General features: G+C 54.7%; 18 protein-coding genes. 13 read left to right on the top strand and 5 right to left on the bottom strand.

What is annotated here, in order from left to right:
- Positions 1–185: 185 nt before the first annotated feature.
- Positions 186–908 carry a kanamycin nucleotidyltransferase C-terminal domain-containing protein gene (locus tag MKX76_RS21580; RefSeq protein ID WP_244152802.1) on the bottom strand — a complete coding sequence of 241 codons (723 nt, stop codon included), beginning with the start codon at positions 906–908 and terminating at the stop codon, positions 186–188.
- A gap of 285 nt (positions 909–1,193) precedes the next feature.
- Here MKX76_RS21580 and MKX76_RS21575 point away from each other — a divergent pair, with 285 nt between their 5' ends.
- The 3 genes from MKX76_RS21575 (at position 1,194) to MKX76_RS21565 (ending at position 3,226) form a co-directional block, all read left to right on the top strand.
- Positions 1,194–1,910: an SAM-dependent methyltransferase gene (locus MKX76_RS21575; RefSeq protein WP_213613351.1), complete on the top strand. Its 717-nt coding sequence runs from the start codon at positions 1,194–1,196 to the stop codon at positions 1,908–1,910.
- A 104-nt stretch (positions 1,911–2,014) separates the two neighbouring features.
- On the top strand, positions 2,015–2,452 hold the full coding sequence (locus MKX76_RS21570) for a hypothetical protein (RefSeq protein ID WP_373872013.1): 438 nt from the start codon (positions 2,015–2,017) through the stop codon (positions 2,450–2,452).
- Positions 2,453–2,581: 129 nt separating this feature from the next.
- Positions 2,582–3,226 carry a hypothetical protein gene (locus tag MKX76_RS21565; RefSeq protein ID WP_007132921.1) on the top strand — a complete coding sequence of 215 codons (645 nt, stop codon included), beginning with the start codon at positions 2,582–2,584 and terminating at the stop codon, positions 3,224–3,226.
- Between the two features lie 210 nt (positions 3,227–3,436).
- Here MKX76_RS21565 and MKX76_RS21560 read toward each other — a convergent pair whose 3' ends face one another.
- Positions 3,437–4,015 (bottom strand): LOG family protein, encoded by a 579-nt coding sequence (locus MKX76_RS21560; RefSeq protein ID WP_007132920.1) that lies wholly within the window; start codon positions 4,013–4,015, stop codon positions 3,437–3,439.
- A gap of 302 nt (positions 4,016–4,317) precedes the next feature.
- Here MKX76_RS21560 and MKX76_RS21555 point away from each other — a divergent pair, with 302 nt between their 5' ends.
- Positions 4,318–4,629, top strand: coding sequence for a MazG-like family protein (locus MKX76_RS21555; protein WP_245255874.1), 312 nt, complete (start codon positions 4,318–4,320; stop codon positions 4,627–4,629).
- 150 nt (positions 4,630–4,779) lie between these two features.
- Here MKX76_RS21555 and MKX76_RS21550 read toward each other — a convergent pair whose 3' ends face one another.
- The 3 genes from MKX76_RS21550 to MKX76_RS21540 form a co-directional block, all read right to left on the bottom strand.
- On the bottom strand, positions 4,780–5,757 hold the full coding sequence (locus MKX76_RS21550; RefSeq protein ID WP_007132918.1) for an electron transfer flavoprotein subunit alpha/FixB family protein: 978 nt from the start codon (positions 5,755–5,757) through the stop codon (positions 4,780–4,782).
- Positions 5,758–6,046: 289 nt separating this feature from the next.
- Positions 6,047–6,814: an electron transfer flavoprotein subunit beta/FixA family protein gene (locus tag MKX76_RS21545; protein WP_007132917.1), complete on the bottom strand. Its 768-nt coding sequence runs from the start codon at positions 6,812–6,814 to the stop codon at positions 6,047–6,049.
- A gap of 59 nt (positions 6,815–6,873) precedes the next feature.
- Entirely contained in the window at positions 6,874–7,464 is a 591-nt protein-coding gene (locus MKX76_RS21540) for a TetR/AcrR family transcriptional regulator (RefSeq protein ID WP_007132916.1), read from the bottom strand.
- Between the two features lie 543 nt (positions 7,465–8,007).
- Here MKX76_RS21540 and MKX76_RS21535 point away from each other — a divergent pair.
- From MKX76_RS21535 to rnr, 9 genes are all read left to right on the top strand, one after another.
- Positions 8,008–10,188 carry a (Fe-S)-binding protein gene (locus MKX76_RS21535; RefSeq protein ID WP_213613342.1) on the top strand — a complete coding sequence of 727 codons (2,181 nt, stop codon included), beginning with the start codon at positions 8,008–8,010 and terminating at the stop codon, positions 10,186–10,188.
- Complete coding sequence (locus MKX76_RS21530) at positions 10,185–12,623, top strand: 3-hydroxyacyl-CoA dehydrogenase/enoyl-CoA hydratase family protein (RefSeq protein WP_340897884.1); 2,439 nt, start codon at positions 10,185–10,187, stop codon at positions 12,621–12,623. The genes MKX76_RS21535 and MKX76_RS21530 overlap by 4 nt, the downstream gene beginning before the upstream one ends.
- A gap of 276 nt (positions 12,624–12,899) precedes the next feature.
- Positions 12,900–14,090, top strand: a complete 1,191-nt coding sequence (locus MKX76_RS21525; RefSeq protein ID WP_341034606.1) for an acetyl-CoA C-acyltransferase — start codon at positions 12,900–12,902, stop codon at positions 14,088–14,090.
- 1,079 nt (positions 14,091–15,169) lie between these two features.
- Positions 15,170–16,960: an acyl-CoA dehydrogenase family protein gene (locus tag MKX76_RS21520; RefSeq protein ID WP_341034605.1), complete on the top strand. Its 1,791-nt coding sequence runs from the start codon at positions 15,170–15,172 to the stop codon at positions 16,958–16,960.
- Between the two features lie 159 nt (positions 16,961–17,119).
- Entirely contained in the window at positions 17,120–17,287 is a 168-nt protein-coding gene (locus MKX76_RS21515; RefSeq protein ID WP_167324142.1) for a hypothetical protein, read from the top strand.
- A gap of 95 nt (positions 17,288–17,382) precedes the next feature.
- Positions 17,383–19,062 (top strand): long-chain-fatty-acid--CoA ligase, encoded by a 1,680-nt coding sequence (locus MKX76_RS21510; RefSeq protein ID WP_341034603.1) that lies wholly within the window; start codon positions 17,383–17,385, stop codon positions 19,060–19,062.
- 331 nt (positions 19,063–19,393) lie between these two features.
- Complete coding sequence (locus tag MKX76_RS21505) at positions 19,394–19,843, top strand: PaaI family thioesterase (protein ID WP_007132910.1); 450 nt, start codon at positions 19,394–19,396, stop codon at positions 19,841–19,843.
- A gap of 422 nt (positions 19,844–20,265) precedes the next feature.
- A complete protein-coding gene (gene secG / locus MKX76_RS21500) occupies positions 20,266–20,496 on the top strand; it encodes a preprotein translocase subunit SecG (RefSeq protein WP_007132909.1) in 231 nt (76 codons plus the stop codon).
- Between the two features lie 190 nt (positions 20,497–20,686).
- Entirely contained in the window at positions 20,687–23,329 is a 2,643-nt protein-coding gene (gene rnr / locus MKX76_RS21495; RefSeq protein ID WP_341034602.1) for a ribonuclease R, read from the top strand.
- Positions 23,330–23,566 lie beyond the last annotated feature (237 nt).

Below are 23,566 nucleotides of genomic sequence, written 5' to 3'. Positions count from 1 at the left end.
ATCATAGCTTATAACCGTATCCCTTTAAAAGAACAACTTACCAAAGTAACAAGCTGCCCCCCAAGTACAAAAACTTGAGGGGCAGCTGTTTTTTTAGCCTATGCTTTTTTGCACCGTACGCATAGAGAGCAATGCGCACGGTGTACAAATAGCTGCCTGTGAGAAATTCATGCTTGGAGCGATTATCAAAAAGGAAGCTTGTCCAACTTATACTCGATGCCCATCTCCGCATACCATTCGTTTAGTCCGGTCCACAAATGCTCGCAGCGCTCATATATAAGCTCCGAATCATGAAGCTGTCCCCGTGTCACCAATTCGATAAGCTCATCATAGCCCGATGGGCGAGATGGCATTTGAAGCGATTCCTCATAGGTTCTGGCTCGGGTAGTATAGAAGGTTTTGTTGGCGAGCCCGATCAGCTTGGCGCTCTGCCACGCCAGATCCTTGGCACCGAGGGGCAGGTAGCCGTTATTGCCTGCCTGTTTATTGTTGCGGATTTTGCCCATCGTTTCGTAAGGCTCCCAAATCATAAAATCTCTCATCACGGCCCGAATCGCTTCATCTGAAATTTGCATCGGCCGTGTGCGAATCTCATCGAGCAGCCGGTCCGGATCATAGATTGCTTGCAAATGAGCATATGCGCCTGCCTTAATGGCCCAGGAATCGTCAACGGTCGCAGCGGAGCGCATGGCTTCGCGTTTTTGCTTCATTCCGATTTCGATTTTGAATGGAGGATATATAAATTCATGCCCGGGAAGAGAGAAGCCATCCTTCGTAATCACCCGAAGCTCGATATCGGAGTAGGGCCCGTCGATCCCTTGGGCAAGCGAGCCGTACAGGCCGATCGCCAGAATGGCATCGCCATGAAGCTGAAGCAGCCGATCCTTGATTTGGGCAACCAATTTCATTTTTTCCTCTCTTGTCGTGGGAGCAGGGTAAGGCAGCATACGTATGATCCTCCTTATATGGCTTTTTTCAAATTGAATACGTACATAAAAAGAGTATAGCTTAAACAGGGGAGGGCCGAAAACGAATGGAGAAGGGATGATAGAGAAGAGGCAAGTACACGGGCACCTGCACGGATCGGAAAATGACTAATATCCATGCATTCCATCATATGGTAATATAGGTTTGCGGAGATGACGCTTGGATGGCCGGAATCCGCACCAAGATCATAGCTGAGGTGAGATGAGATGAGAAGAGACGAGAAGAGGCAAGGGAAGACGAAGCTGGAATTGAACCGGGTGGTGTTTATCGGTCGTACCTATGAGGAGTACATGCGGATGTTTGATCTGCAGGCAGGGGAGCTGGCAGGCAAGAAAATATTAGATTGCCCCGCCGGAGCGTGCTCTTTTACGGCGCATGCCGCAGCGGCCGGATTGGATGTCACCGCAAGCGACATCGCTTACGATCATCGGATCGAGGATCTGGAGCGGAAGGGCTTGGAGGATACCGCGCACGCAATGGAATCCATGGAGCAGACGAAGCGAAACTTTATATGGGACTTTTACGGGGATGTTGCGGGCGTCAGCCGTCATCGCCATCAAGCCCTCCAGGACTGTGTTTCGGATATGAGAGCACATCCGGAGCGGTATGTGGCTGCAGTGCTGCCGGAGCTGCCATTTTGCGAAGAACAGTTCGATCTGGTGTTATCCGCTCATTTTCTGTTTATGTACAGCGACCGTTTGGACTATGACTTTCACCTGAACACGATTCGAGAGCTGCTTCGGGTTGCTTCGGAGGAAGTACGTATTTTTCCGCTAACCGATTTGTCGGGGAACCGATATGAGCATCTGGAGCGACTGATTCAAGATCTGGAAGCTGAAGGTCTCGAAGTGACCGAGAAACAGGTGTCCTATGAATTTATGATCAATGGCAACTCCATGCTGCAGATTCGAAAAACAAGATGAAGAAACTAGGGGGCCGATCAACATTCGGCTCCCTTTCTTTGTGGTGATCTTATAAGCGTGGGAGTAAGATTTTCGTATAACTGTGAGGTGAATGGTTCTTGAAAGTGATCAAATGGATGACTGCTGCTGTACTTCTTTGCTGCACCTTTGTTTTAGGATCGTGTTCTCCACAGCAGGCGGAGAATCCTCTACCTGAAGATCAAGAAGAACAGCCTGGACAGCTGCCCCAAGCCAAAATTACAAATGTATCTACAACCCTAGAGGAACGGGACAACTGGTTCGTCGTCCCGGAAAACACGGAAACCGTGACATTTAAGGTGGAAGCGGAGCATACGAATACGGTTCTGTTCTGGATTGCTCCTACAGGTACCGAGACAGGGAAGGAACGTAAAATAATAGGTTATGATGCCGATGGTTCCGATGGCTGGTCATTGGAATGGAAGGTAGGAAATCAAGCACTGCATGATCATATATCGATTGAAGCATTGGGCGTTGATGGCCGCACAATGGATAGTTATACGCTAAATATACATTCTGATTGAGGGAGCTGCCGGAAGTTCCTGGGGATATATATTTGTTAAAAATTGGATTAATACAAATACGCAACATTTAATAGTGGATTTCGTTCTCGACTACGTAAATATCTTTTACAAATACTAAGGGGGAATCACGTGAAAAAAGCTATTTATATCATTGCCTCTTTGGCAATCGTCTCATCGATCGGATTTGGAATGATACAAACTGGTGGAGATACCAGTCAGGTTGCAGGCACAAAACAACTGAAGGAAGGCACCTATCAAATAGCTACGACCCACGCTAAAATACCTTTCTTTGAAGAGTTTAGCACTTTAGAGAACTACTCGGAAATAATCGTAATTGGACATGCAGTAGGGCAACAAGGCACCTATCAAGTTAAAACAGATACTGGAGCGATAATTGACAAGCTTGATAAAACGCCTTTTCAGATTGACAAAGTTTTTAAGGGTAACATCTTTAAACAATCTACAATCACCGTAATGGAGGATGGGCGTATTGAAGATGGTGTATACCACAACCTGGAAGGATACGTCAAAATGAACGATTCCAATCAATATTTACTGTTTTTGCGCAAAACCGGTGATAACACATATGCTGTTAATGGATCTTACCAGGGCAAATTTAATGTTGATAAACCGGGTAAAGTTTCGAACTTCACGAGTAATTCAATTTCTCCACAACAATTAGGAGATGTTGAATACCTTGGTGAAAATACGGAGCATTACAACAAACTGAAAGATAAAGCCATTAGTAAATACACAATCAAGGCAGCCGACTAAGCGAAAATCCCACGGAGTAAATCCGCGGGATTTTTTTATTTGGGGGCTCGTCTTATTGGCCGCTATTTGGCTTTCTATGGGCTTAGCTGATCTAAGACAGCAACCGGGAACAGCCTTCAAAAGGATAGGGTGTAAACACTTGATCGTGAATGGTGTCAAATTAAGGCAACCTTGAGTCAGCCTCTTATGTAACAACGGACCTCTCGTGACTTAATCGAGATCCTTCCACTTCATATCCAGCATAGGCGGTGTATAACTCTCCATTAGCTCCAGAAGCTTGATCGGATCGTCGGAAATGTTGATCAGATTCAAATGGGACGAATTAGCAAAGCCGGCGGTAATGCTGGATTGGACCAGGCTCATCAGCGGGTCGTAGTAATTTCGGATATTCAGCAGCCCGATCGGCTTCTGGTGAATCCCGATTTGAGACCAGCACAACACCTCGAACAATTCCTCAAAGGTTCCGAAGCCCCCAGGCAAAGCGATAAAGCCGTCGGCGTATTTCCCCATCGTTGCCTTACGCTCATGCATATCCGCAACTTCAATCAGCTGCGTTAGTCCGGTATGTACAATTTCGCCCTTAAATAACCCCCGGGGCATGACCCCAATGACCTCGCCGCCAAGCTCAAGCACCGTATTGGCCACCTCGCCCATCAGTCCGACACGCGATCCGCCGTATACCAGCCGGTATTGTTTTCGGGCAATCAGTTCGCCTAGCGCTGCCGCTTGGGTCTTATAATCCGGATGCTCACCCATGTTCGAGCCTGCAAATACGCATATTGATTTCAATTCAGCCACTCCTAACCAGATGTTGATAATCATTCCGAGTAATTATACTATATATAGTGATTGGTGTCATGGAACGAAAAAACATGTCTTCGTGTTCCTTAAGTTAGAGCATGTTTATATCGTACTCGCCTTATGTTAAACCGCATGTTAGAAGATTCCCCTTATATGTAAAAATTTATGAATAAGCCGACAACACTCGCGGTTTCAACCATGAAATGAATCGGCTTTGGGCAAGGCGTATCTTTTTAGCGGCTCAAGACATAGGGTACAGCCCAGAACTCGGAGGTATTTGGACAGTGAACATGAATGAAGCGCAGCAATGGATCAAGCAATTTTACGGAGGGCGGGGCTGGACGGACTACGGTCCTTTTATCCGCATCGGTTTTCTGATGGAGGAGGCGGGGGAGGCCGCCAGGGCAGTACGCGCTTATGAAATCGGGAGAGACCGACCGGACGAGGAAGTATCGTCCCGAGAGCGGCTGAAGCAGGATTTGGTGGAAGAAATCGGCGACGTTCTTGGCAATATATCATTGCTGGCCGATCTCTATGATATATCGCTGGAGGAGGCATTTCGGGCACATCAGCAGAAGCTGCTGAAACGGTTCAGCTCCTGAGTGGAGTGACGGATTGACATAGAACATTAATGTATGAAAAAAAGAAAGGTCGAGTCCTGTCATCCGATATGCCGGATGGGAACTCGACCTTCTTTGAGCTGGAGAAGCCGGGTAGGCTTCAATAGCACAGACCGCTAATGCTTCGGCCGGTTAAGACACCAACACCTTGCGGAATTCCTGGGTGAGCAGCGGCACGATGTCGAACAGGTCGCCGACGATGCCGTAATCGGCTACCTTGAAGATCGGCGCTTCCGGGTCCTTGTTGATCGCGATAATGACCCGCGATTGGCTCATGCCTGCCAGGTGCTGAATGGCGCCGCTGATGCCGCAAGCGATATAGATCTCCGGCGTAACCACCTTGCCGGTCTGCCCGATCTGGAGCGCATAATCGCAGTATCCGGCATCGCATGCGCCCCGGGAAGCGCCGACGGCGCCGCCGAGCAGCTCGGCCAGCTCCTCGAGCGGCTTGAAGCCCTCCGCGCTCTTCACGCCGCGCCCGCCGGAGACGACGATTTTGGCCTCGGAGAGGTCGATTTTTCCCGTCGTTTTGCGGACGACATCCTTAACGACGGAGCGGAGGGAAGGCGCGGGGAAGGCGACATCCTCGATGCTCGTGTCCACACCCTCAACAGCTTCGGCTGCCGGGATGTTGTTGGGCCGCACGGTCACCACCCATGGTCCGTTTACGAACACCCGCTTCTCGAATGCTTTGCCGGCATAGAGCGGACGGGTGAATACCGCTTCGCCGCTGTTATTCTCAATCGCGGTTACGTCGGAGATTTGACCGGCATCCATGGAAGCCGCCACCAGCGGAGCGAGATCGCGTCCGATCGCTGTATGTCCGAATAGAACCGCATCCGGCTTCGCAACGCCTAGCACCGCTTCGATCGCCGCCATGTAAGCGTCGGGATTATAGTGCTCCAGGTCGTCATGCTCAACGGTATAGATGATTTCGCCGCCGTAAGGCTTAAGCGCGGATACGGCCTCCGTAATGTTCGAGCCAGCCACGAGAATGCGGATGCTGTCCCCGTCACCTGCGATCAGACGGGCTGCCTCCAGCGTTTCCAGGGCGACCTGACGCAGCTTCCCGTCGCGGGTTTCCGCGTATACCAGTATCGTTTTGCTCATAACATAACCTCCTTAGGTCCCTATCGAGATGGATGAAGAGATGATAAATCAATAAGTTAAGAGCCAATCAAACAAATCACGGTTCAAGCTTAGATTGATCAGAGGGCTGTAATTCGCCCACCCGAACCTAGGGCCCGGCCATCGAAATGCGTGCATGACGGACATCCCATGAACCATACAATCAGAATACGTAGTGAAAGGGGAAGTGCTCGATCAGCCCCTGTGTAACCGCATTCAACGAATCGTATAAAAGTAAGGAGCGAAGAATCTCCCCGTATTCCGTAAAAAACTAGATCACCTTGGACTCGGTTCGCAGCAGCGTAACAAGCTCATGCGCCACCTCGGCAGGCTCACCCTTCAGAATGCGTCCGGCGCTGCGCTCCGGCGGCAAGGACAGATCGCTTTGCTTCGTCGCCGGGCGGATATCGTCCTCGGAGAGACCGAGATCATCCAGCGACAGCGTTTGAAACGGCTTCTTCTTCGCCTTCATAATGCCCGGCAGCGACGGGTAACGCGGCTCGTTCAAGCCCTGCTGGGCGGTGAAAATCGCTGGCAGCTGAACCTCCAGCACTTCGAGATCGCCCTCGGCGTCCCGGTGCACTTCAGCCTTATTGCCGCTGATCGTAAGCTTGGTAATCGATCCGGCATGGGCTATGCCGAGCAATCCCGCAAGGCGTATCGCGACTTGGCCCGAACCCCGGTCGACCGAGAAGTTGCCGCCTAGAATCAGATCCGGCGTTTCTTTAGCCAAATACGCATGGAGCACTTTCGATACGGCATATTCGTCATCCGGTATCCGTTCATCCGAGATAAGCACCGCATCGTCCGCACCCATCGCAAGCGCGGTCCGCAAAGCCTCCGACGTGCGGTCCGGACCGACCGAGAGAAGCGTGACGCTGCCGCCATGCTCGTCGCGGAGCTTTACGGCTTCCTCCACAGCATATTCGTCATACGGATTAATCACGAATTTGACGCCATCCTCGGCAATCGACCCGTTCTCAATCTCAATCTTCTCCTCGGTGTCAAATGTTTGCTTCAGCAATACTACAATCTTCATGGGCCTCAGCTCTCCTTTCGAATGGTTGCCTTCATAAAATATGATGAGCGGGACTTGTTTTATTGCCCGCTGGACACACCGTTCAGAAAAAATCCAAGCGTCTCCTCCACCTGATCGGACAGGGAATACTTGCGGCCCGAGATGAGCCAGGAGGTTACCGCTTCGTCCATCGCTCCGAATATCAGGCTGCGCACAAGCTTAACGTTAAGATCGGGGCGGAACTTCTTCTCTTGGATACCCTGCTCCAGGATATTCTCGATCAATACGATATAGGGCTTAAGCGCATTGCCGATTTCCTTGCGAAGCTCGAGATCGCTCTGCCGGAGCTCAATCTGCGTGACATAAGCCAGTTCCGGATTGCTCTCCAGCTCGGAAAAATGAATGCTGCATACGGTCCGCAGGGCTTCCACTGCGTCTGTCGTTCCTTTCACGCTTTCGTGGAATTTTCCGACGAGCTCGCCGAGCTTCTCCTGGAACAGACGGATCAAGATATCCTCCTTTCGCTTGAAGTATAGATAGATGGTACCGTCGGCTACGCCGGCCGCCTTGGCGATCTTGGACACCTGGGAGCGGTGGTAGCCGTTCTCGGCGAATACTTTCAGGGCGCCTTGAAGGATCAGATGGTACTTCTCATTTTTTTTACTTGTCATATGCTCACCCCGATGTTAGAATACAGTTAAAATTATGAATGAATACTCATTCAGTTCTTGTATCCATCATAAAATACGTTCATGTCATTGTCAACGACCGGTTGACTGGGGCCGGGAAATTTATGAAGCGGGCGTATTCGGACCACAAATTATAGACGTTCATATCACTAGGGCAACAGACGGCAGTTTAACCGTAAGAGCGAAATGCAGCTTTAAGGATCGGCAAAGCCATTACCGGTTTAAAGGATCTAGATACGCAGCTAACGCAAGCAAGTTCGGTTTGAAGAAGTCGGCAGGGCACAGGTATGAAGGTCTATTTTTAGTCCTTGAATGTAAGCGCTTCATATGTTGTCCGAGTAACGCATGGACGGGCGGATTAGCGGAAGGAGTGACGGCAGCCTGGTTTCACGGTGCAGAGTGCAGTTGGATCAACACCAACCTCGTTGTTGGCAGTCTTCCGGCTTAGGAGGCGGGTTAAGAGTCCAACCACATCGCCTGAGCGGCAAGCAGGGGAAAGAAAAATAACGCAAGGAGCTGAGAGGGATGATTCTTGATCTGATCAACGCCGTGCTCTTTGTTGGAATCACAGGCTGGGCGGTATATATGTTCGCGAGCGTGGTGTATCGCCGATACCTGTACATCCGTTTGGGAAAGCCGGCGAATTTGAAAAAGGATCTGAAGGAGCGCTTGAGCCAATTTGCGATTCAAGTGTTCGGCCAGAGCAAGCTGTTCAAGGACCGCAAGAGCGGGATCATGCACTTTATCGTTTTTTATGGATTCATCATCTTGCAGTTTGGCGCGATCGACATTATATGGAAGGGCCTGTCAGGGCACGGACTCCCGATTCCGGGGTATGCGGGCTTCATCCTGATGCAGGAGATTACGGTGGCCCTTATTCTGCTCGCGATCGGCTATGCGGCATACCGGCGGTACGGCGAGAAGCTGAAGCGGCTGAAGCGCGGGTGGAAGCCGAGCATTGTGATCTTCTTCATTACCTCGCTGATGGCTTCCGTGCTGCTGACGATGGCATTCGAGCGTCTGCGGGAAGGTCTTCCCTGGTCGGCATTGGCACCGATCACCTCGAGCATTGCCGCCGCGTTTGCCTGGATGCCTTCCACGGCGGTCTCGGTATGTTATTTCGCATTTTGGTGGATTCATCTGCTCATTCTGTTGTCGTTCTTAGTCTACGTGCCGCAGTCGAAGCACTTTCACCTTATTACGGCACCGATCAACATTCTGGTCCGCCGTACCGATCCTCCCGGCAAGCTCAGCAAGCTGGATCTCGAGGATGAAGAGGCGGAGTCGTTTGGCGTCGGCAAAATCGAGGACTTTACCCAGAAGCAAATGCTCGATTTCTACGCCTGCGTCGAGTGCGGACGGTGCACGAATGTGTGTCCGGCCTCGAATACCGGCAAGCTGCTGTCGCCGATGCACATGATCGTGAAGCTGCGCGACCACCTGACGGAGAAAGGGGCGGCCCTTACCTCCAAGTCGCCGTGGATGCCGGCTTCGGTGTTTGGATCCGCCGGCGTGCATACGATGGCCGCCACCGATCTTGCGCTGGTCGGCTGGAAGGGCGAGGGCATTACCGATATCGGGCCGACGATGGAGGTCCAGAAGCGCTCCTGGCATCAGGTTGAGGGCGTGGATCCGAAGGATGTCCAGCTGATCGGCGGGGTCATGACGGAAGAAGAGATATGGGCATGCACCACCTGCCGGAATTGCGAGGATCAATGCCCGGTCGCGAACGAGCACGTTGACAAAATCGTTGACCTAAGGCGGCATCTGGTCCTGATGGAAGGCAGTGTGCCGCAGGAGGGGCAGCGTGCCATGCAAAACATCGAGCGCCAGGGCAATCCATGGGGCATCAGCCGTGCTGACCGCAGCAAATGGGTGAAGGAGATTGATCCGGAAGGAACGCTGGATTTAAAAATTCCGACCGTGAAGGAAAATCCGGATTTCGACATCCTGTTCTTCGTCGGTTCCATGGGGTCCTATGACAACCGGAGCCGCAAAATCACCCGCGCCTTCGTCCGGCTCATGAATGAAGCGGGCGTGAACTTCGCCATTCTCGGCAATGAGGAGAAGAACTCGGGCGATACCCCGCGCCGGATGGGCAATGAATTTTTGTTCCAGCAGCTGTGCATGGAGAACATCGAGACGTTCCAGAAGTACGATGTGAAGCGAATCGTCACAGCTTGTCCGCATACCTTCAATATTTTCAAAAACGAATATCCGGAGTTCGGGCTCACGGCTGAAGTCCTCCATCACACGGAGCTGCTGGATCAGCTGGTAAAGGAAGGCCGGCTTACGCCGAAGCATCCGATCCGGGAAAAAATCACCTACCACGATTCCTGCTACCTCGGCCGGTATAACGACGTCTATGACCAGCCGCGAAACGTGCTTCGCGCGATTCCGGGCGTGGAGCTGCTCGAGATGGAGCGCACCCGCGAGAACGGAATGTGCTGCGGAGCCGGCGGCGGCCAGATGTGGATGGAGGAGGATGCCGGCAAGCGCGTCAATCTGGCGCGAACCGAGCAGGCGCTGGCGGTCTCGCCGACGATGATCAGCTCGGCCTGCCCGTACTGCCTGACGATGCTGGAGGACGGCACGAAGCTGAAGGAAGTGGAGGACAGCGTAAGGACGCGGGATATCGCGGAAATTTTGGAGTTATCCGTATTTGGTCTATCCGAAATCCATGAACAGGAGGTCGTTGTGCAATGAATCAAACCACTACCCGGGAAGCCGTCAGAGGCTCCGGCGTCGCTAGCCGAAACATTACCAAAGCCGCTGTCATCGGCTCCGGCGTGATGGGATCCGGCATTGCCGCCCATCTCGCCAATGCAGGCATCCCTTGCCTGCTGCTCGATATTGTTCCAAAGGATCTGACGCCGGAGGAGGAGAAGGCCGGTCTTACGCTCGACCATCCGAAGGTGCGTAACCGGTTGGCGGCCAAGGCTGTTGCCGCGCTGCCGAAATCAAGCACCGCTCCGCTGTACCGTGCCGATTTTGTCAGCCGCATTACGCCTGGGAATATGGAGGATCACCTGAGCCAGCTGAAGGAGGCCGACTGGATCATTGAGGTCGTCACCGAGCGGCTGGAGATCAAGAAGAGCATTCTGAAGACGATCGAAGGCGTTCGCAAGGATGGAGCGATCGTCAGCACCAATACATCCGGGATCTCGGTCAATGCGATGGCGGAGGAGTGCGGCGAGGAATTCCGTAGGCATTTCCTGGGGACGCATTTTTTCAACCCCCCTCGCCATATGAAGCTGCTGGAGATCATTCCGGGCTTCGATACCGATCCCGATATTACGCAGTTCATGGTGGATTTCTGCACGAAGCGTCTTGGCAAAGGCGTTGTGCTGGCGAAGGATACGCCGAATTTTATTTCGAACCGCATCGGCACCTATGGCCTGCTCGTCACGCTGCAGGAAATGGTAAAGAACAGCTACTCCGTCGAGGAAGTGGATGCGGCGACCGGGCCAGTGCTGGGACGGCCGAAAAGCGCCACCTTCCGTACGCTCGATCTGGTTGGGATCGATACGTTCGTCCATGTGGCGAAGAATGTGTACGACAACGTGCAGGACGGACATGAGAAGGACGTATTTACAGTGCCCGACGTGCTGAATGAGCTTGTATCCCGCGGATGGATCGGGGAGAAGGGCGGCCAGGGCTTTTATAAGAAAATAAAAGGAGATCAGGGCAGCACCATTCTGTCCCTGAATCTGTCCACGATGGAATATAACCCGAGCGCTAAAATCAGCTCCGCATCCATTGAGGCGGCTAAGGCGGTGAAGGGGGCTAAGCGGAAGATCAAGGCTTTTCTCGGCACGAAGGACCGCTACTCGGAGCTCGCCTGGAATGTGCTGAAGCAGGTACTCGTGTACTCCGCCGAGAAGCTGGGCGAAATTGCAGATTCCATCCAGGAGATCGACAATGCCATGAAATGGGGCTTCAACTGGGAGCTGGGGCCGTTTGAAACCTGGGATCTGATCGGCCTGCCGGAATCGGTGCAGCGGATGGAGGCCGAGGGGCTGACGGTGCCGGCCTGGGTCAAGGACTGGATCGCCGCAGGGAATAAATCCTTCTATCAAGAGAAGGACGGTCAGGTGTTCCATTATTTGAAGGGCGAGTACAGAGGCGTGGACGTGGAACCGGAACGAATCTCGCTATCGGCGCTCAAAGCGCAGAATCGGGTGATCCGATCCAACACGGGGGCGAATCTGATCGATATCGGGGACGATGTCGCACTGCTGGAGTTCACGTCACCGAACAATGCGATCGGTGCGGACATTCTGGTCATGATCCAGCAGAGCGTGGAGGAAGTCCGGGCGAATTACCGCGGGTTGGTTCTTGCTAACGAAGGACGCAATTTCTGTGTCGGGGCGAATCTGATGCTCATGCTGATGGAGGCCCAGAGCGGCGATTGGGATGAGGTGGATGACATCATCCGTCTGTTCCAGGGCAGCATGATGAAGCTCAAGCGGCTGGAGAAGCCGGTCGTCGCGGCGCCGCATCGGATGACACTCGGCGGCGGCGTGGAGGCGTGCCTGCCGGCGGACCGGATTGTTTTCTCGGCCGAGACCTACTTCGGCCTGGTAGAGACCGGTGTCGGCCTGATTCCAGCAGGCGGGGGCTGCAAGGAGCTCGCCCTGATGGCTAGCAGCCGCTACCCGGATCCGGGCAGCGATCCGCAGCCGGAGATTAACCGCATGTTCGAGATGGTGGCCATGGCGAAGACGTCCACCAGCGGTCACGAAGCGGTTCAAATGTACGGCCGCGGGGCGGATACGGTGGTCATGAATCAGGACTACCGGATCTATGAGGCCAAGCAGGCCGTGCTCGAGCTTGATCGCGCAGGCTATGTCCCGCCGCAGCCGGGCAAGGCCCGGGTCGTCGGCCGCGACGGCCGCGCCGTGCTCCAGATGGGCGCCATCGACATGAGACGCGGCGGATATATCAGCGACCACGATCTGCTGATTGCAAAGAAGCTGGCGCATATTTTGACCGGCGGCGACGTGCCGACCGGAACCGTCGTCAGCGAAGAGCATCTGCTCGATCTGGAACGCGAGGCGTTCCTCAGCCTGCTCGGCGAGGTGAAGACGCAGCAGCGCATGCAGCATATGCTCGCCAAGGGTAAGCCGCTGCGGAACTAGGGACAGCTGTTGGTCAAAAGCAAGTCACTGCGGAACTCGGGGAGTTGTTGGTAATCCGTTGGGGATTAGATTTTACTTTGACAATTCCTCTGTGATTCACCATTCATCAAATGCTGTTGCTGCTTGCAAATAGGTCTTATACGTTCATCGAACCTTTCGATTTCCAGCAGTGCCTTAGGTCCTGATTGAATTATAGTCGGCAAATCCGATTAGTAAATGAAGTTAGAAGTTGTCCTATTATATCCAACCAATTCAAGGTGACGAGGTGAAGATGGCATGAGAGAAGCAGTCATCGTATCGCTTGCCCGAACTCCGGTGGGGAAAGCGAAGAAAGGGAGTTTGGCCCAGACGCGCGTGGAGGACCTGGGGAAGGCGGTGCTGGAAGCCGTCATAGCTCGTGCGCCGGGCCTTAAGAAGGAGGATGTTGAAGACATCATCCTCGGGTGTGCGATGCCGGAAGGCGAGCAGGGATTGAACGTCGCCCGGATCATCTCGTTGTATGCGGGATATCCGGTCACGGTTCCCGCCCTGACGGTGAACCGGTTCTGCTCCTCCGGCCTGCAGGCAATCGCCTTTGCAGCGGAACGGATTATGCTCGGTTACGCCGACGTGATTATCGCTGGCGGCGTCGAGAGCATGAGCCATGTGCCGATGACCGGCTTCAAGCCGGCTCCGCATCCGACGATCGTTGATGAGATGCCGGAGGTGTACATCGGCATGGGGCATACGGCGGAAGAGGTCGCCCGCCGGTTCGGCATTACCCGCGAAGCGCAGGATGCCTTCGCGGCCAGCAGTCACCGCAAGGCAGCGGCTGCCATTGCGGAAGGGAAGTTCCGCGACGAGATCGTGCCGGTGAACGTGTCCTTGGCAGCCGCAGACGAGTCGGGCAAGGTGCGCAGCAAGTCCTTCACCTTCGATATGGATGAAGGCGTACGTCCCGACACATCGCCGGAGGTACTGGCGAAATTGCGGCCTGCCTTTGCTCTCGGCGGGACCGTAACCGCCGGGAACGCCTCACAGACCAGCGACGGCGCGGCGGCGGTCGCGGTCATGAGCCGCGAGAAGGCGGAAGCGCTCGGCCTTAAGCCGCTCGCGACCTTCAGGTCCTTCGCGTTGGCGGGCGTGGAGCCCGAGATTATGGGCGTGGGCCCGGTGGAGGCCATTCCGAAGGCCCTCCGGATGGCGGGCATCGGGCTGGATCAGGTGGATGTGTTCGAGATTAACGAAGCGTTCGCTTCGCAATGTCTCCACATCATCCGCGCCTTGGACATTGACGAGAGCAAAGTCAACGTCAATGGCGGAGCCATCGCCCTCGGTCACCCGCTCGGCTGCACCGGTGCGAAGCTGACGGTCAGCCTTGTGTCCGAGCTGGCCCGGCGAGGCGGCGGCTACGGCGTCGTGAGCATGTGCATCGGCGGCGGTATGGGCGCCGCGGGGGTGTTCGAGGTACACGCAGCCGGGGCGTGAGGTAACTATTTACTACATCGGAGCAGGCACCTTCACAGCCAACAAGCGCTGTGCCCGCTCCGAACACGGACCGGGCACCCGCGCCCTTCCCCCCACCAACAGTGATTGTGGGGGGAGGGTGGCCCTACCCAGCGGAGAGGGCGGAATTGGACTGGAGAAACGGAGTGTTCGCCTTTAATTTCAGATTTCAACCGCACTAAGGGTCATTCAGGAAATCTGAAATTAACAGTGATCGGAAGTACAATCCGCCATCGTAGCGGACACCAGGCCATTACCTGCACCAGTCATCGAAGCGACGCTATCTAAGGAGGTACATCGAAGCAGCACCCGCACCAGTCATCGAAGCAGATCACAGCCAACAAGCGCTGTGCCCGCTCCGAACACGGACCGGGCACACGCGCCCTTCCCCCCACCAACAGTGATTGTGGGGGGGAGGCGGCCCTACCCAGCGGAGAGGGCGGAATTGGACTGGAGAAACGGAGTGTTCGCCTTTAATTTCAGATTTCGACCGCACTAAGGGTCATTCAGGAAATCTGAAATTAACAGCGATCGGAAGTGCAATCCGCCATCGCAGCGGACACCCGGCCATTACCCGCACCAGTCATCGAAGCGACGCTATCCATGGAAGTACATCGCAGCAGCACCCGTACAGTCTTCGAAGCAGATCACAGCCAACAAGCGCTGTGCCCGCTCCGAACACGGACCGGGCACCCGCGCCCTTCCCCCCACCAACAGTGATTGTGGGGGAGGCGGTCCTACCCAGCGGAGAGGGCGGAATTGGACTGGAGAAACGGAGTGTTCGCCTTTAATTTCAGATTTCGCCTCTGTTAAGGATCATTCAGGAAATCTGAAATTAACAGCGATCGGAAGTACAATCCGCCAACGTAGCGGACACCGAAGCAGCACCCGCACCAGTCATCGAAGCAGAACACCAGGAAGTACAATCCGCCATCGTAGCGGACACCCGGCCATTACCCGCACCAGTCATCGAAGCAACGCTATCTAAGCAAGCAGACCTAATCATCGCAGCAGACGCACCACCACAATCACTAATCCCATTCCAGAAAGGAGCCATAACCATGAGCGACAACCAAACGAAAGAACCGAAAATCAAAGGCGGCAGCTATATTATCGATAACCTGGACGTGCAGCGCATCCTGACCCCGGAGGATTTCACCGAGGAGCATAAAATGATCGGCGACACGGTCCGGGACTTCATCGACGGTGAAGTGGTGCCGCATGACGAGGAGCTGGAGAAGCTCAATTACGAGCTGACCGTGGATTTGCTGCGCAAGTCCGGGGAGCTCGGACTGCTGGGCGCTGACGTGCCGGAGCCGTTCGGCGGCGTCGGGCTGGATAAAGTGAGCTCCACGATCATCAGCGAAGCGCTGGCCAAGGGCTCGTCCTTCGCCCTGTCCTTCGGGGCGCACGTCGGCATCGGGACGCTGCCGATCGTGTTCTTCGGCACGGCGGAGCAGAAGAAGAAGTACCTGCCGGACCTGGCCACCGGGGCCAAAATCGCGGCCTATTGCCTGACCGAGCCGACGTCGGGCTCCGACGCGCTCGGCGCCAAAACGACGGCACGTTTATCCGATGACGGCGAATATTATATTTTGAACGGATCGAAGTTATATATTACCAATGCCGGATTTGCGGATATCTTTATCGTGTACGCCAAGATCGACGGCGAGCATTTCACCGCGTTTATCGTGGAGAAGGAGATGGAGGGCTTTACGCTCGGACCCGAAGAGAAGAAGATGGGCATCAAAGGCTCCTCGACGCGTCCGCTCTTCTTCGAGGACGTGAAGGTGCCGAAGGAGAATTTGCTGGGCGAGATCGGCAAAGGCCATCGCATCGCCTTCAACATCCTGAACATCGGCCGGTATAAATTGGCAGCCGGTACGGTCGGCGCGGCGAAGGAAACGATCGAGCTGAGCGCGAAATATGCAAATACCCGCAAACAGTTCGACACCCCGATCTCCCAGTTCCCGCTCATGCGCAAAAAGCTGGCCGAGATGAACATTGCCACCTTCGTGATGGAGAGCATGGTGTACCGCACAGCCGGCCTGCTCGACGAGGCGCTTCAGGACATCGATTATGCCAGCGAGGACGCGGGCGCCTTATCGGCCGCCGCAATCTCGGATTATGCCATCGAGTGCTCGATCAACAAGGTATTTTGCTCGGAAGGGCTGGATTTTGTAGCGGACGAGGGGGTTCAAATCCACGGAGGGTACGGGTACATTCAGGAATACAAGGTGGAACGGATCTACCGCGATTCCCGCATCAACCGCATCTTCGAGGGCACGAACGAGATTAACCGCCTGCTCATCCCGGGAACACTCGTGAAAAAAGCCATGAAGGGCGAAATCGCGCTGCTGCAAAAAGCTCAAGGCCTGCAAAATGAACTGCTGCAGATCGTTCCAGGCCAAACGTTCGAGGGTACGCTGGAGCAGGAAGCCCACTTCCTGGACATGAGCAAAAAGATTTTCCTGCTCGCCGGCGGCCTCGCGGTTCAAAAATTCGGGACCAAGCTCGAGAAGGAACAGGAGCTATTGTCCAATCTGGCGGACATGATGATTGATATTTTTGCGCTGGAAAGCGCCCTGCTGCGCACCAAGAAGCATATCGCTCGTACATCGGAAGAGAAAGCGGCCGGCATGATCGAGATGACGCAGGTATTTGCGTATGAAGCGTTCCAACGCATCGAGGCGCTCGCCAAAGAAACGCTGGCCTTGGTGGAAACCGGCGATATGCTGCGCATGCAGCTGTCGGTATTGAAAAAGCTGACCCGCACCAGCCCGGTCGATACGGTAGCGCTGAAGCGCAGCATTGCGGCCCGCGTCGTCAAAAACGAGCGGTATACGGTGTAAGTAACGTTGCGCCCATACTGCTGCCGGCATATTAACAAGGTATCCAAACCTTCCGGCGGATCGCCCTGAAGCTCATTGCGCAGTTTGCGGATAACGGAGAACCCTGTGAACGAGTTCATAGGGTTCCCGCCTCGTATAAACGCAGGGAGGAGTCAAGTCGTGCGAACAGCCAAAGGAGCGCACGACTCGGAGACCGGACCAAAGCGGTTCGATAAATCCGGGCAAACCGATGTCCAGACATTCAGAGCACGCGGACATTCTAAGACAGCGGGCAACTCCAAGCAAGCGCACGACCTAAACCGTTCCTCCCGGGATGTGCGGGGGTGATCTATACCGGATTTTTTTGGAGCTTATCAAAAGAGACAGGTTTTTTCTTGGAGTAGGAAAGGAAGAAGCATTCCTTAGGAAAGGGTTGGTTTTGTATGGATACAAAGCCTTGGCTGCAGTTTTATCCGCCGGAAGTAGCCCCCGCTTTTGATTATCCGAAACAGAATTTGGCGTTGTTTCTCGTGACGTCGGCACAGAAATATCCCCGAAAGCCGGCGATGTATTTTATGGGGAAAACGATCACCTACCAAAGCTTGCTGGACTCCGCCTACCGCATGGCAAATGCGCTCCGCAGCAAGGGCGTGAAGAAGGGAGACCGGGTGGCGATCATGCTGCCCAATTGTCCGCAGGTCGTCATCTCGTATTATGGCGCGCTGCTCGCTGGAGCGGTGTGCGTCATGACCAATCCGCTCTATATGGAGCGGGAAATCGCGTATCAGATGAAGGACTCCGGTGCCAAAATCATCATAACGATGGATATGTTCGTCTCCCGGGTGGAGAAGGTAATAGAGGAGACGAAGCTTGAGCATATCATCGTAACGTCGGTGAAGGACTATCTACCGTTCCCGAAGAATCTGCTCTATCCGATCAAAGCGAAGCAGGCAGGCCCTCTCCCGGTCGTCCATTATGGCAGCCGGGTGTATGCATTTAAACAGCTGCTGGCCGCATCGCCTAACGATCCAATCTGCGAAAGCGTGGATGCGGAAAGGGATTTGGCACTGCTGCAGTATACCGGCGGCACGACGGGGACGCCCAAGGGCGTCATGCTGACGCATCTGAATTTGGTGGCCAATACGGTCCAGTCCGCGAACTGGTGTTACCAGGTTGAGGACGGGAAGGAGCGGTATATGGCCGCGCTGCCGTGTTTTCACGTATTCGGGCTGACGGTGCTGCTGAATCAGGCGGTGTACCGTGCCGGTATGCTGATTCTGGTCCCTAAATTCGAAGTGGCGATGATTCTGGATTTGATCAAAAAAGTAAAGCCGACGCTCTTCCCCGGGGCGCCGACCATGTATATTGCTCTCATCAATCACCCGCGGATTCAGGAATACGACTTGTCTTCCATTAATGCTTGCATCAGCGGCTCCGCCGCGCTCCCGGTCGGGTTGCAGGATAAGTTCGAGGAGCTGACGAAGGGACGGCTGATCGAGGGCTACGGATTGACGGAAGCCTCGCCGGTGACCCACGCGAATCCGATCTGGGGAAGACGCAAGATCGGGACGATCGGTATCCCGGTTCCCGATACGGAGGCGAAAGTGGTCAACCCGGAGACAGGCGAGGAGATGCCGGTCGGCGAGCCCGGCGAGCTTATTGTGAAGGGCCCTCAGGTCATGAAAGGCTATTGGAACCGGCCGGAGGAGACCTTCGATACGATCCGCAATGGCTGGCTGTTTACCGGCGATATGGCCACGATGGACGAGGAAGGATATTTTACGATCATCGATCGGAAGAAGGATATGATAATTGCAAGCGGTTACAATATATACCCGAGGGAGATCGAGGAAGTGCTGTATGAGCATCCTTCCGTCAAGGAAGCCGTTGTGGTCGGCACCAAGGACGATTACCGCGGCGAGACGGTCAAAGCCTACATCGTGCTAAAAGATGGGGCTGCTCCCGATCCTTCGGGATTGGAAAAGTTTTGCCGAAGCCAGCTTGCCGCTTATAAGGTGCCGCGGCAGTTCGTATTCCGTGACGCTTTACCAAAGACGATGGTCGGAAAGGTGCTTCGCCGCAAGCTGCTGGAGGAAGAGGAGGAAGGCAGACCAACGGGCTGATGCATAGGATGGAGAAGTTAGGTGCAGGCGCTGCGGGCATGCATCGGTCGACAAGACGTAGCTTCTCCTCTTACCGCGTGCCTCTCCCGGCGCGGTGTAAGGATGACTGCTGCACGATGCTTAGCGTCGACGCTCGGGCGACCAGCCATGCCCTTTGGATGACCCACTGAGGTCACTCCCAGCATGTCGTCGGCGATTTTCAGCCGATTTTTAAGAAGTTATCATCAATAACTAGGATTAGGTAACGTTGAAAATCGGAAGATGGGGTACCTTAAACGTTGAAATATTGTAAGTATGCCGTGTCATAAATTCGATACAAGGAGGCGGCCTTATGCATAAAGCCGATACGAGCCAGGATCCGAAGGCCGAACAGCCGACATTTGACCGGGAGGCCTACATGGAGGCGATGGCCAAGGCGGCCGAGCCCACCTTCTGGGGATATCTTGGCTGTAAGCTGGCTTCCGCTACCCCGGAAGCGGTTGTCGTCACCCTGGATGTGCAGCCTCATCATATGAATATGATGGGGATCGTGCATGGCGGTGTCCTCTCCTCGCTGATGGATAATGCTATGGGCATCGCCGTCATGCTGGAGCGTCCCGGCGAGTCGACCGTGACCAGCAACCTGAACGTGCATTTTGTCATGCCGGCCCGGGAGGGGGTCCTTACGGTGACGGCCAGCATCGTTCATCAGACGCGCCGGTCGGTCACGACGGAATGTAAAATTACGGATGCAAAGGGAGAACTGGTTGCCATAAGCACCGGATCATTCCGGGTGAAATGAAGCAAGACGGAATAAAAAGCGGTCTGTCGTCTCCTAAGGGTGGAGAGGGCAGGCCGTTTTTTGTTGAAACCAGGTAAGCTCTATGGGCTTTGTTGCGATACATAGTTAGATAAACGTTTCTCAACGTTGAATTTCTCGTATTCACGTATTATCGCTCACAAACTTCGAATCAGGGAATCCTACGAATCTTGTGTCTGTCGAAACGTTCTCATGAATTTGTTGCGTTCTTGGAATTCTGTCTCTCTTTTAAATCACTTGAGTCTCTTGAATCCAAACATTAGATCAGATCACCAGAGACGGTTGGTAATGCCTTGTCAGTCAGAATAAGCTATGGTACAATAATAATGCTGTTTTTCATCAGAATTTGAACATTATATTTGATTATAAATCTGATGTTTACATACGCGTAGGAGGTGGAAGTCATGGTTGTATTGTTCGAAGTGCTGCTCGTCATTTTCTCCATCGGGTTGATTACGGTTGTTCTTCTCCAGAAAGGGAAAAGTGCAGGTCTTGCCGGTGCCATCTCCGGCGGTGCGGAACATCTGTTTGGCAAAACGAAGGCTCGCGGTATGGATCTCGTGCTGCAGCGCATTACCGTTGGTTTGGCGGCAGGATTCATGATCTTGGCGATTGTTGTTGCGATGCTGAAATAATTGGAATACGGCCCTCGCTTTTCACTCTGGAAGAGCGGGGGCTTTTTATATGCCTTGGGCGAATGGTGATCTTTGGGGGGATTTCGAAGGATACCGCGGATTAAATTCGTGTATACTAGGGTATGTGTATATGTAGGTAAAGAATGGATAGAGGAACGAATGAATTCGCAGGTTCCCCGAGGTGATAATCATGATAACGGAACAAATTTTACTCGATTTTATGCGGGAAACTGCATACAAACCGATGACGTACCAGGAATTGGAGCAGCATTTTGCGATTGAGGATGCTCATGATTTCAGGGAGTTTTTAAAGCTGTTGAACGATCTGGAGCAGTCCGGAAAAATCATTCTCACCAGCACCCAGCGTTACGGCGTGCCGGAGCGGATGTCTTTGCTGCGCGGGCGACTGCAGGCGCATCCGAAGGGTTTTGCTTTTCTGATTCCGGATGATCGGGAGCATCCCGATGTGTACATTCATGCGAACGACCTGAAGAGCGCCATGAACGGCGATACGGTGCTGGTTCGCATTAGCTCGCAGCATAGCGAGGGCGGCAAAATGGAAGGCGAGGTTGTCCGCATCGTCACCCGCGCGGTCACGCAGGTAGTGGGCGTCTTCCAGAATCACGAGGCATACGGCTTCGTGCTGCCGGATGATAAGCGGATTAACCGGGATATTTTTATCCCGAAGCATGCGATGAACGGCGCCGTGGACGGCGTGAAGGTCGTCGTTAAGCTGGTAAGTTATCCGGAGGGCCGGGCCGCAGCCGAGGGCGAGGTTGTGGAGATTCTGGGCCACAAGGACGATCCGGGCGTCGACATCCTGTCGATTATCCGTAAGCATCAGCTGCCGGAAGGCTTTCCGGATGAGGTGCTGGCTGAAGCGGATGCTGCGCCGGATTCCATTACGGAAGAAGAGATCGTCCAGCAGGGCCGGCGGGATCTTCGCGGCTTAAATATCGTCACGATTGACGGTGAGGATGCCAAGGACTTGGACGACGCGGTCAACGTGGAGCGCCTGCCGAATGGCCATTACCGTCTGGGCGTGCATATTGCGGACGTGAGCTATTACGTGCGCGAGCATTCCGAGCTGGATAAGGAAGCGTACAACCGCGGGTGCAGTGTCTACCTGGTAGACCGCGTTATTCCAATGCTGCCGCACCGCTTATCCAACGGCATTTGCAGCTTGAATCCGAAGGTGGACCGTCTCACGATGTCCTGCGTCATGGAATTCAATGAGCAGATGAAGGTCGTGAAGCACGATATTTTCACAAGCGTGATTCGGACGAAGGAACGGATGACGTACAACAATGTGCGCAAAATTCTGGTCGACGAGGATCCGGAGCTGATCGAGCGTTACAGCGATCTGGTGGAGGATTTCCGCCTGATGCAGGAGCTGGCGCTGAAGCTGCGCAACCGCCGGATGCGGCGGGGCGCGGTCGATTTTGATTTTGTGGAGTCGAAGGTCATTGTCGATGAAAACGGCAAGCCGATCGATATCGTCAAACGGGAGCGTTCCATCGCGGAGCAGATCATCGAGGAATTCATGCTGGCCGCCAACGAAACGGTGGCTGAGCATTTCCACTGGCTGAAGGTGCCATTCATCTACCGGATCCACGAGGATCCGGATCCAGAGAAGCTGCAGAATTTCATGGCGTTTGCCGCGAATTTCGGCCATCACGTGAAAGGGCGCGGCAACCAGATTCATCCGCGTGCCCTGCAGAACCTGCTGGACGACATCCACGGCACGAAGGAGCAGACGGTGCTCAGCACAATGATGCTCCGTTCGATGAAGCAGGCGAAGTACGATGCCGAGAGCACCGGCCATTTTGGCCTGGCGGCCGAGTACTATTCCCACTTCACTTCACCGATTCGCCGTTACCCGGACCTGGTCATTCACCGGGTGATCCGGGAGGTGCTGGAGAGCGGCGGAACGCTGAGCGAGCAGCGGCATGAGCAGCTCGCGGCCCGCATGGCGGACATTGCTCAGCAATCCTCGGAGCGCGAGCGCGTCGCCGTTGATGCCGAACGTGACACCGAGGCCCTGAAGAAGGCCGAGTTCATGCTGGATAAGGTCGGCGAGGAATTCGAGGGCATTATCAGCAGCGTGACCAGCTTCGGTATGTTCATCGAGCTGGAGAATACGGTGGAAGGCCTGATTCGGCTCAGCGCTCTGACCGACGATTATTACCACTTCGACGAAGGCCACATGGCGCTGATCGGGGAGCGGACATCGAAGGTGTTCCGCATCGGCGATGACGTCAAGGTGCGCGTGGCGAAGGTGAATATGGATGAGCACACCATCGATTTTGAGATGGTGGACATGAAGCCGCGCCGGCAAGGCCGCGGCGGCGGTGCTGGCGGCGGCGACCGCGGCGGAGCCGGTGGCCGCGGGTTTGGCGCCCGCGATGGCGCAGCCCGCGGGGGCAAGGGCCGCGGCAAGCGCAGCTCCGCGGCAGAAGGCGGCGCGCCTGCAGGGCGCCGCGAGGGCAGCGCCGGCGGCCAGGGCGGCCGTGCCGGCGGGAAGCGCGGCGGCGGAGAGGCCGCCGAAGGCACGGAGACGCGCAGCTTCGCGTTCGGCTCCGGCAAGGGCGGCTACAGCTCCGCCGGCGGCGGGGCCCTTGGCTTTGACCGCAACGCCCGCTCGGGCGGCGGAGGCGGCAAGGGCCGCCGGAAGAAGACGTCGCGCAGCGGCATCTTCATCGGCGAAGGACCAACGCCGGGCAGCGGGCCAGCCGGCGCTGAGGGCGATGCCGCAAGCGGCGGCGGACGGCGCAAGCGGAAGAGCAAAGGCGGGAACGGCACAGCCGCTTTTGTGAGGAAGAAGAAAAAGTAGGGCTGGGGCGGACGGCAAGCGCTTTGGCATCCCTAGGACCAGCACTGTGAACACAGTAATGAAGGGGAATGGGATACTTTTAATCTTGAAGTCCCTCCCCGGTGCACTTGGCCTTGGAATCATGGCTGTCGATTTTGCCATTCGATATTCAGAGTGGAACGCTTGCCCCGCCTTGCGTAAGCAGGCCTACGTTTGATACAATGGACTTCTGGTGAGATTGCATATTTTCGGCGGTCT

Source organism: Paenibacillus sp. FSL R5-0810 (assembly GCF_038002285.1).
Taxonomy (GTDB): domain Bacteria; phylum Bacillota; class Bacilli; order Paenibacillales; family Paenibacillaceae; genus Paenibacillus_AQ; species Paenibacillus_AQ lactis.
This window is presented reverse-complemented; position numbering and strand designations above follow the sequence as displayed.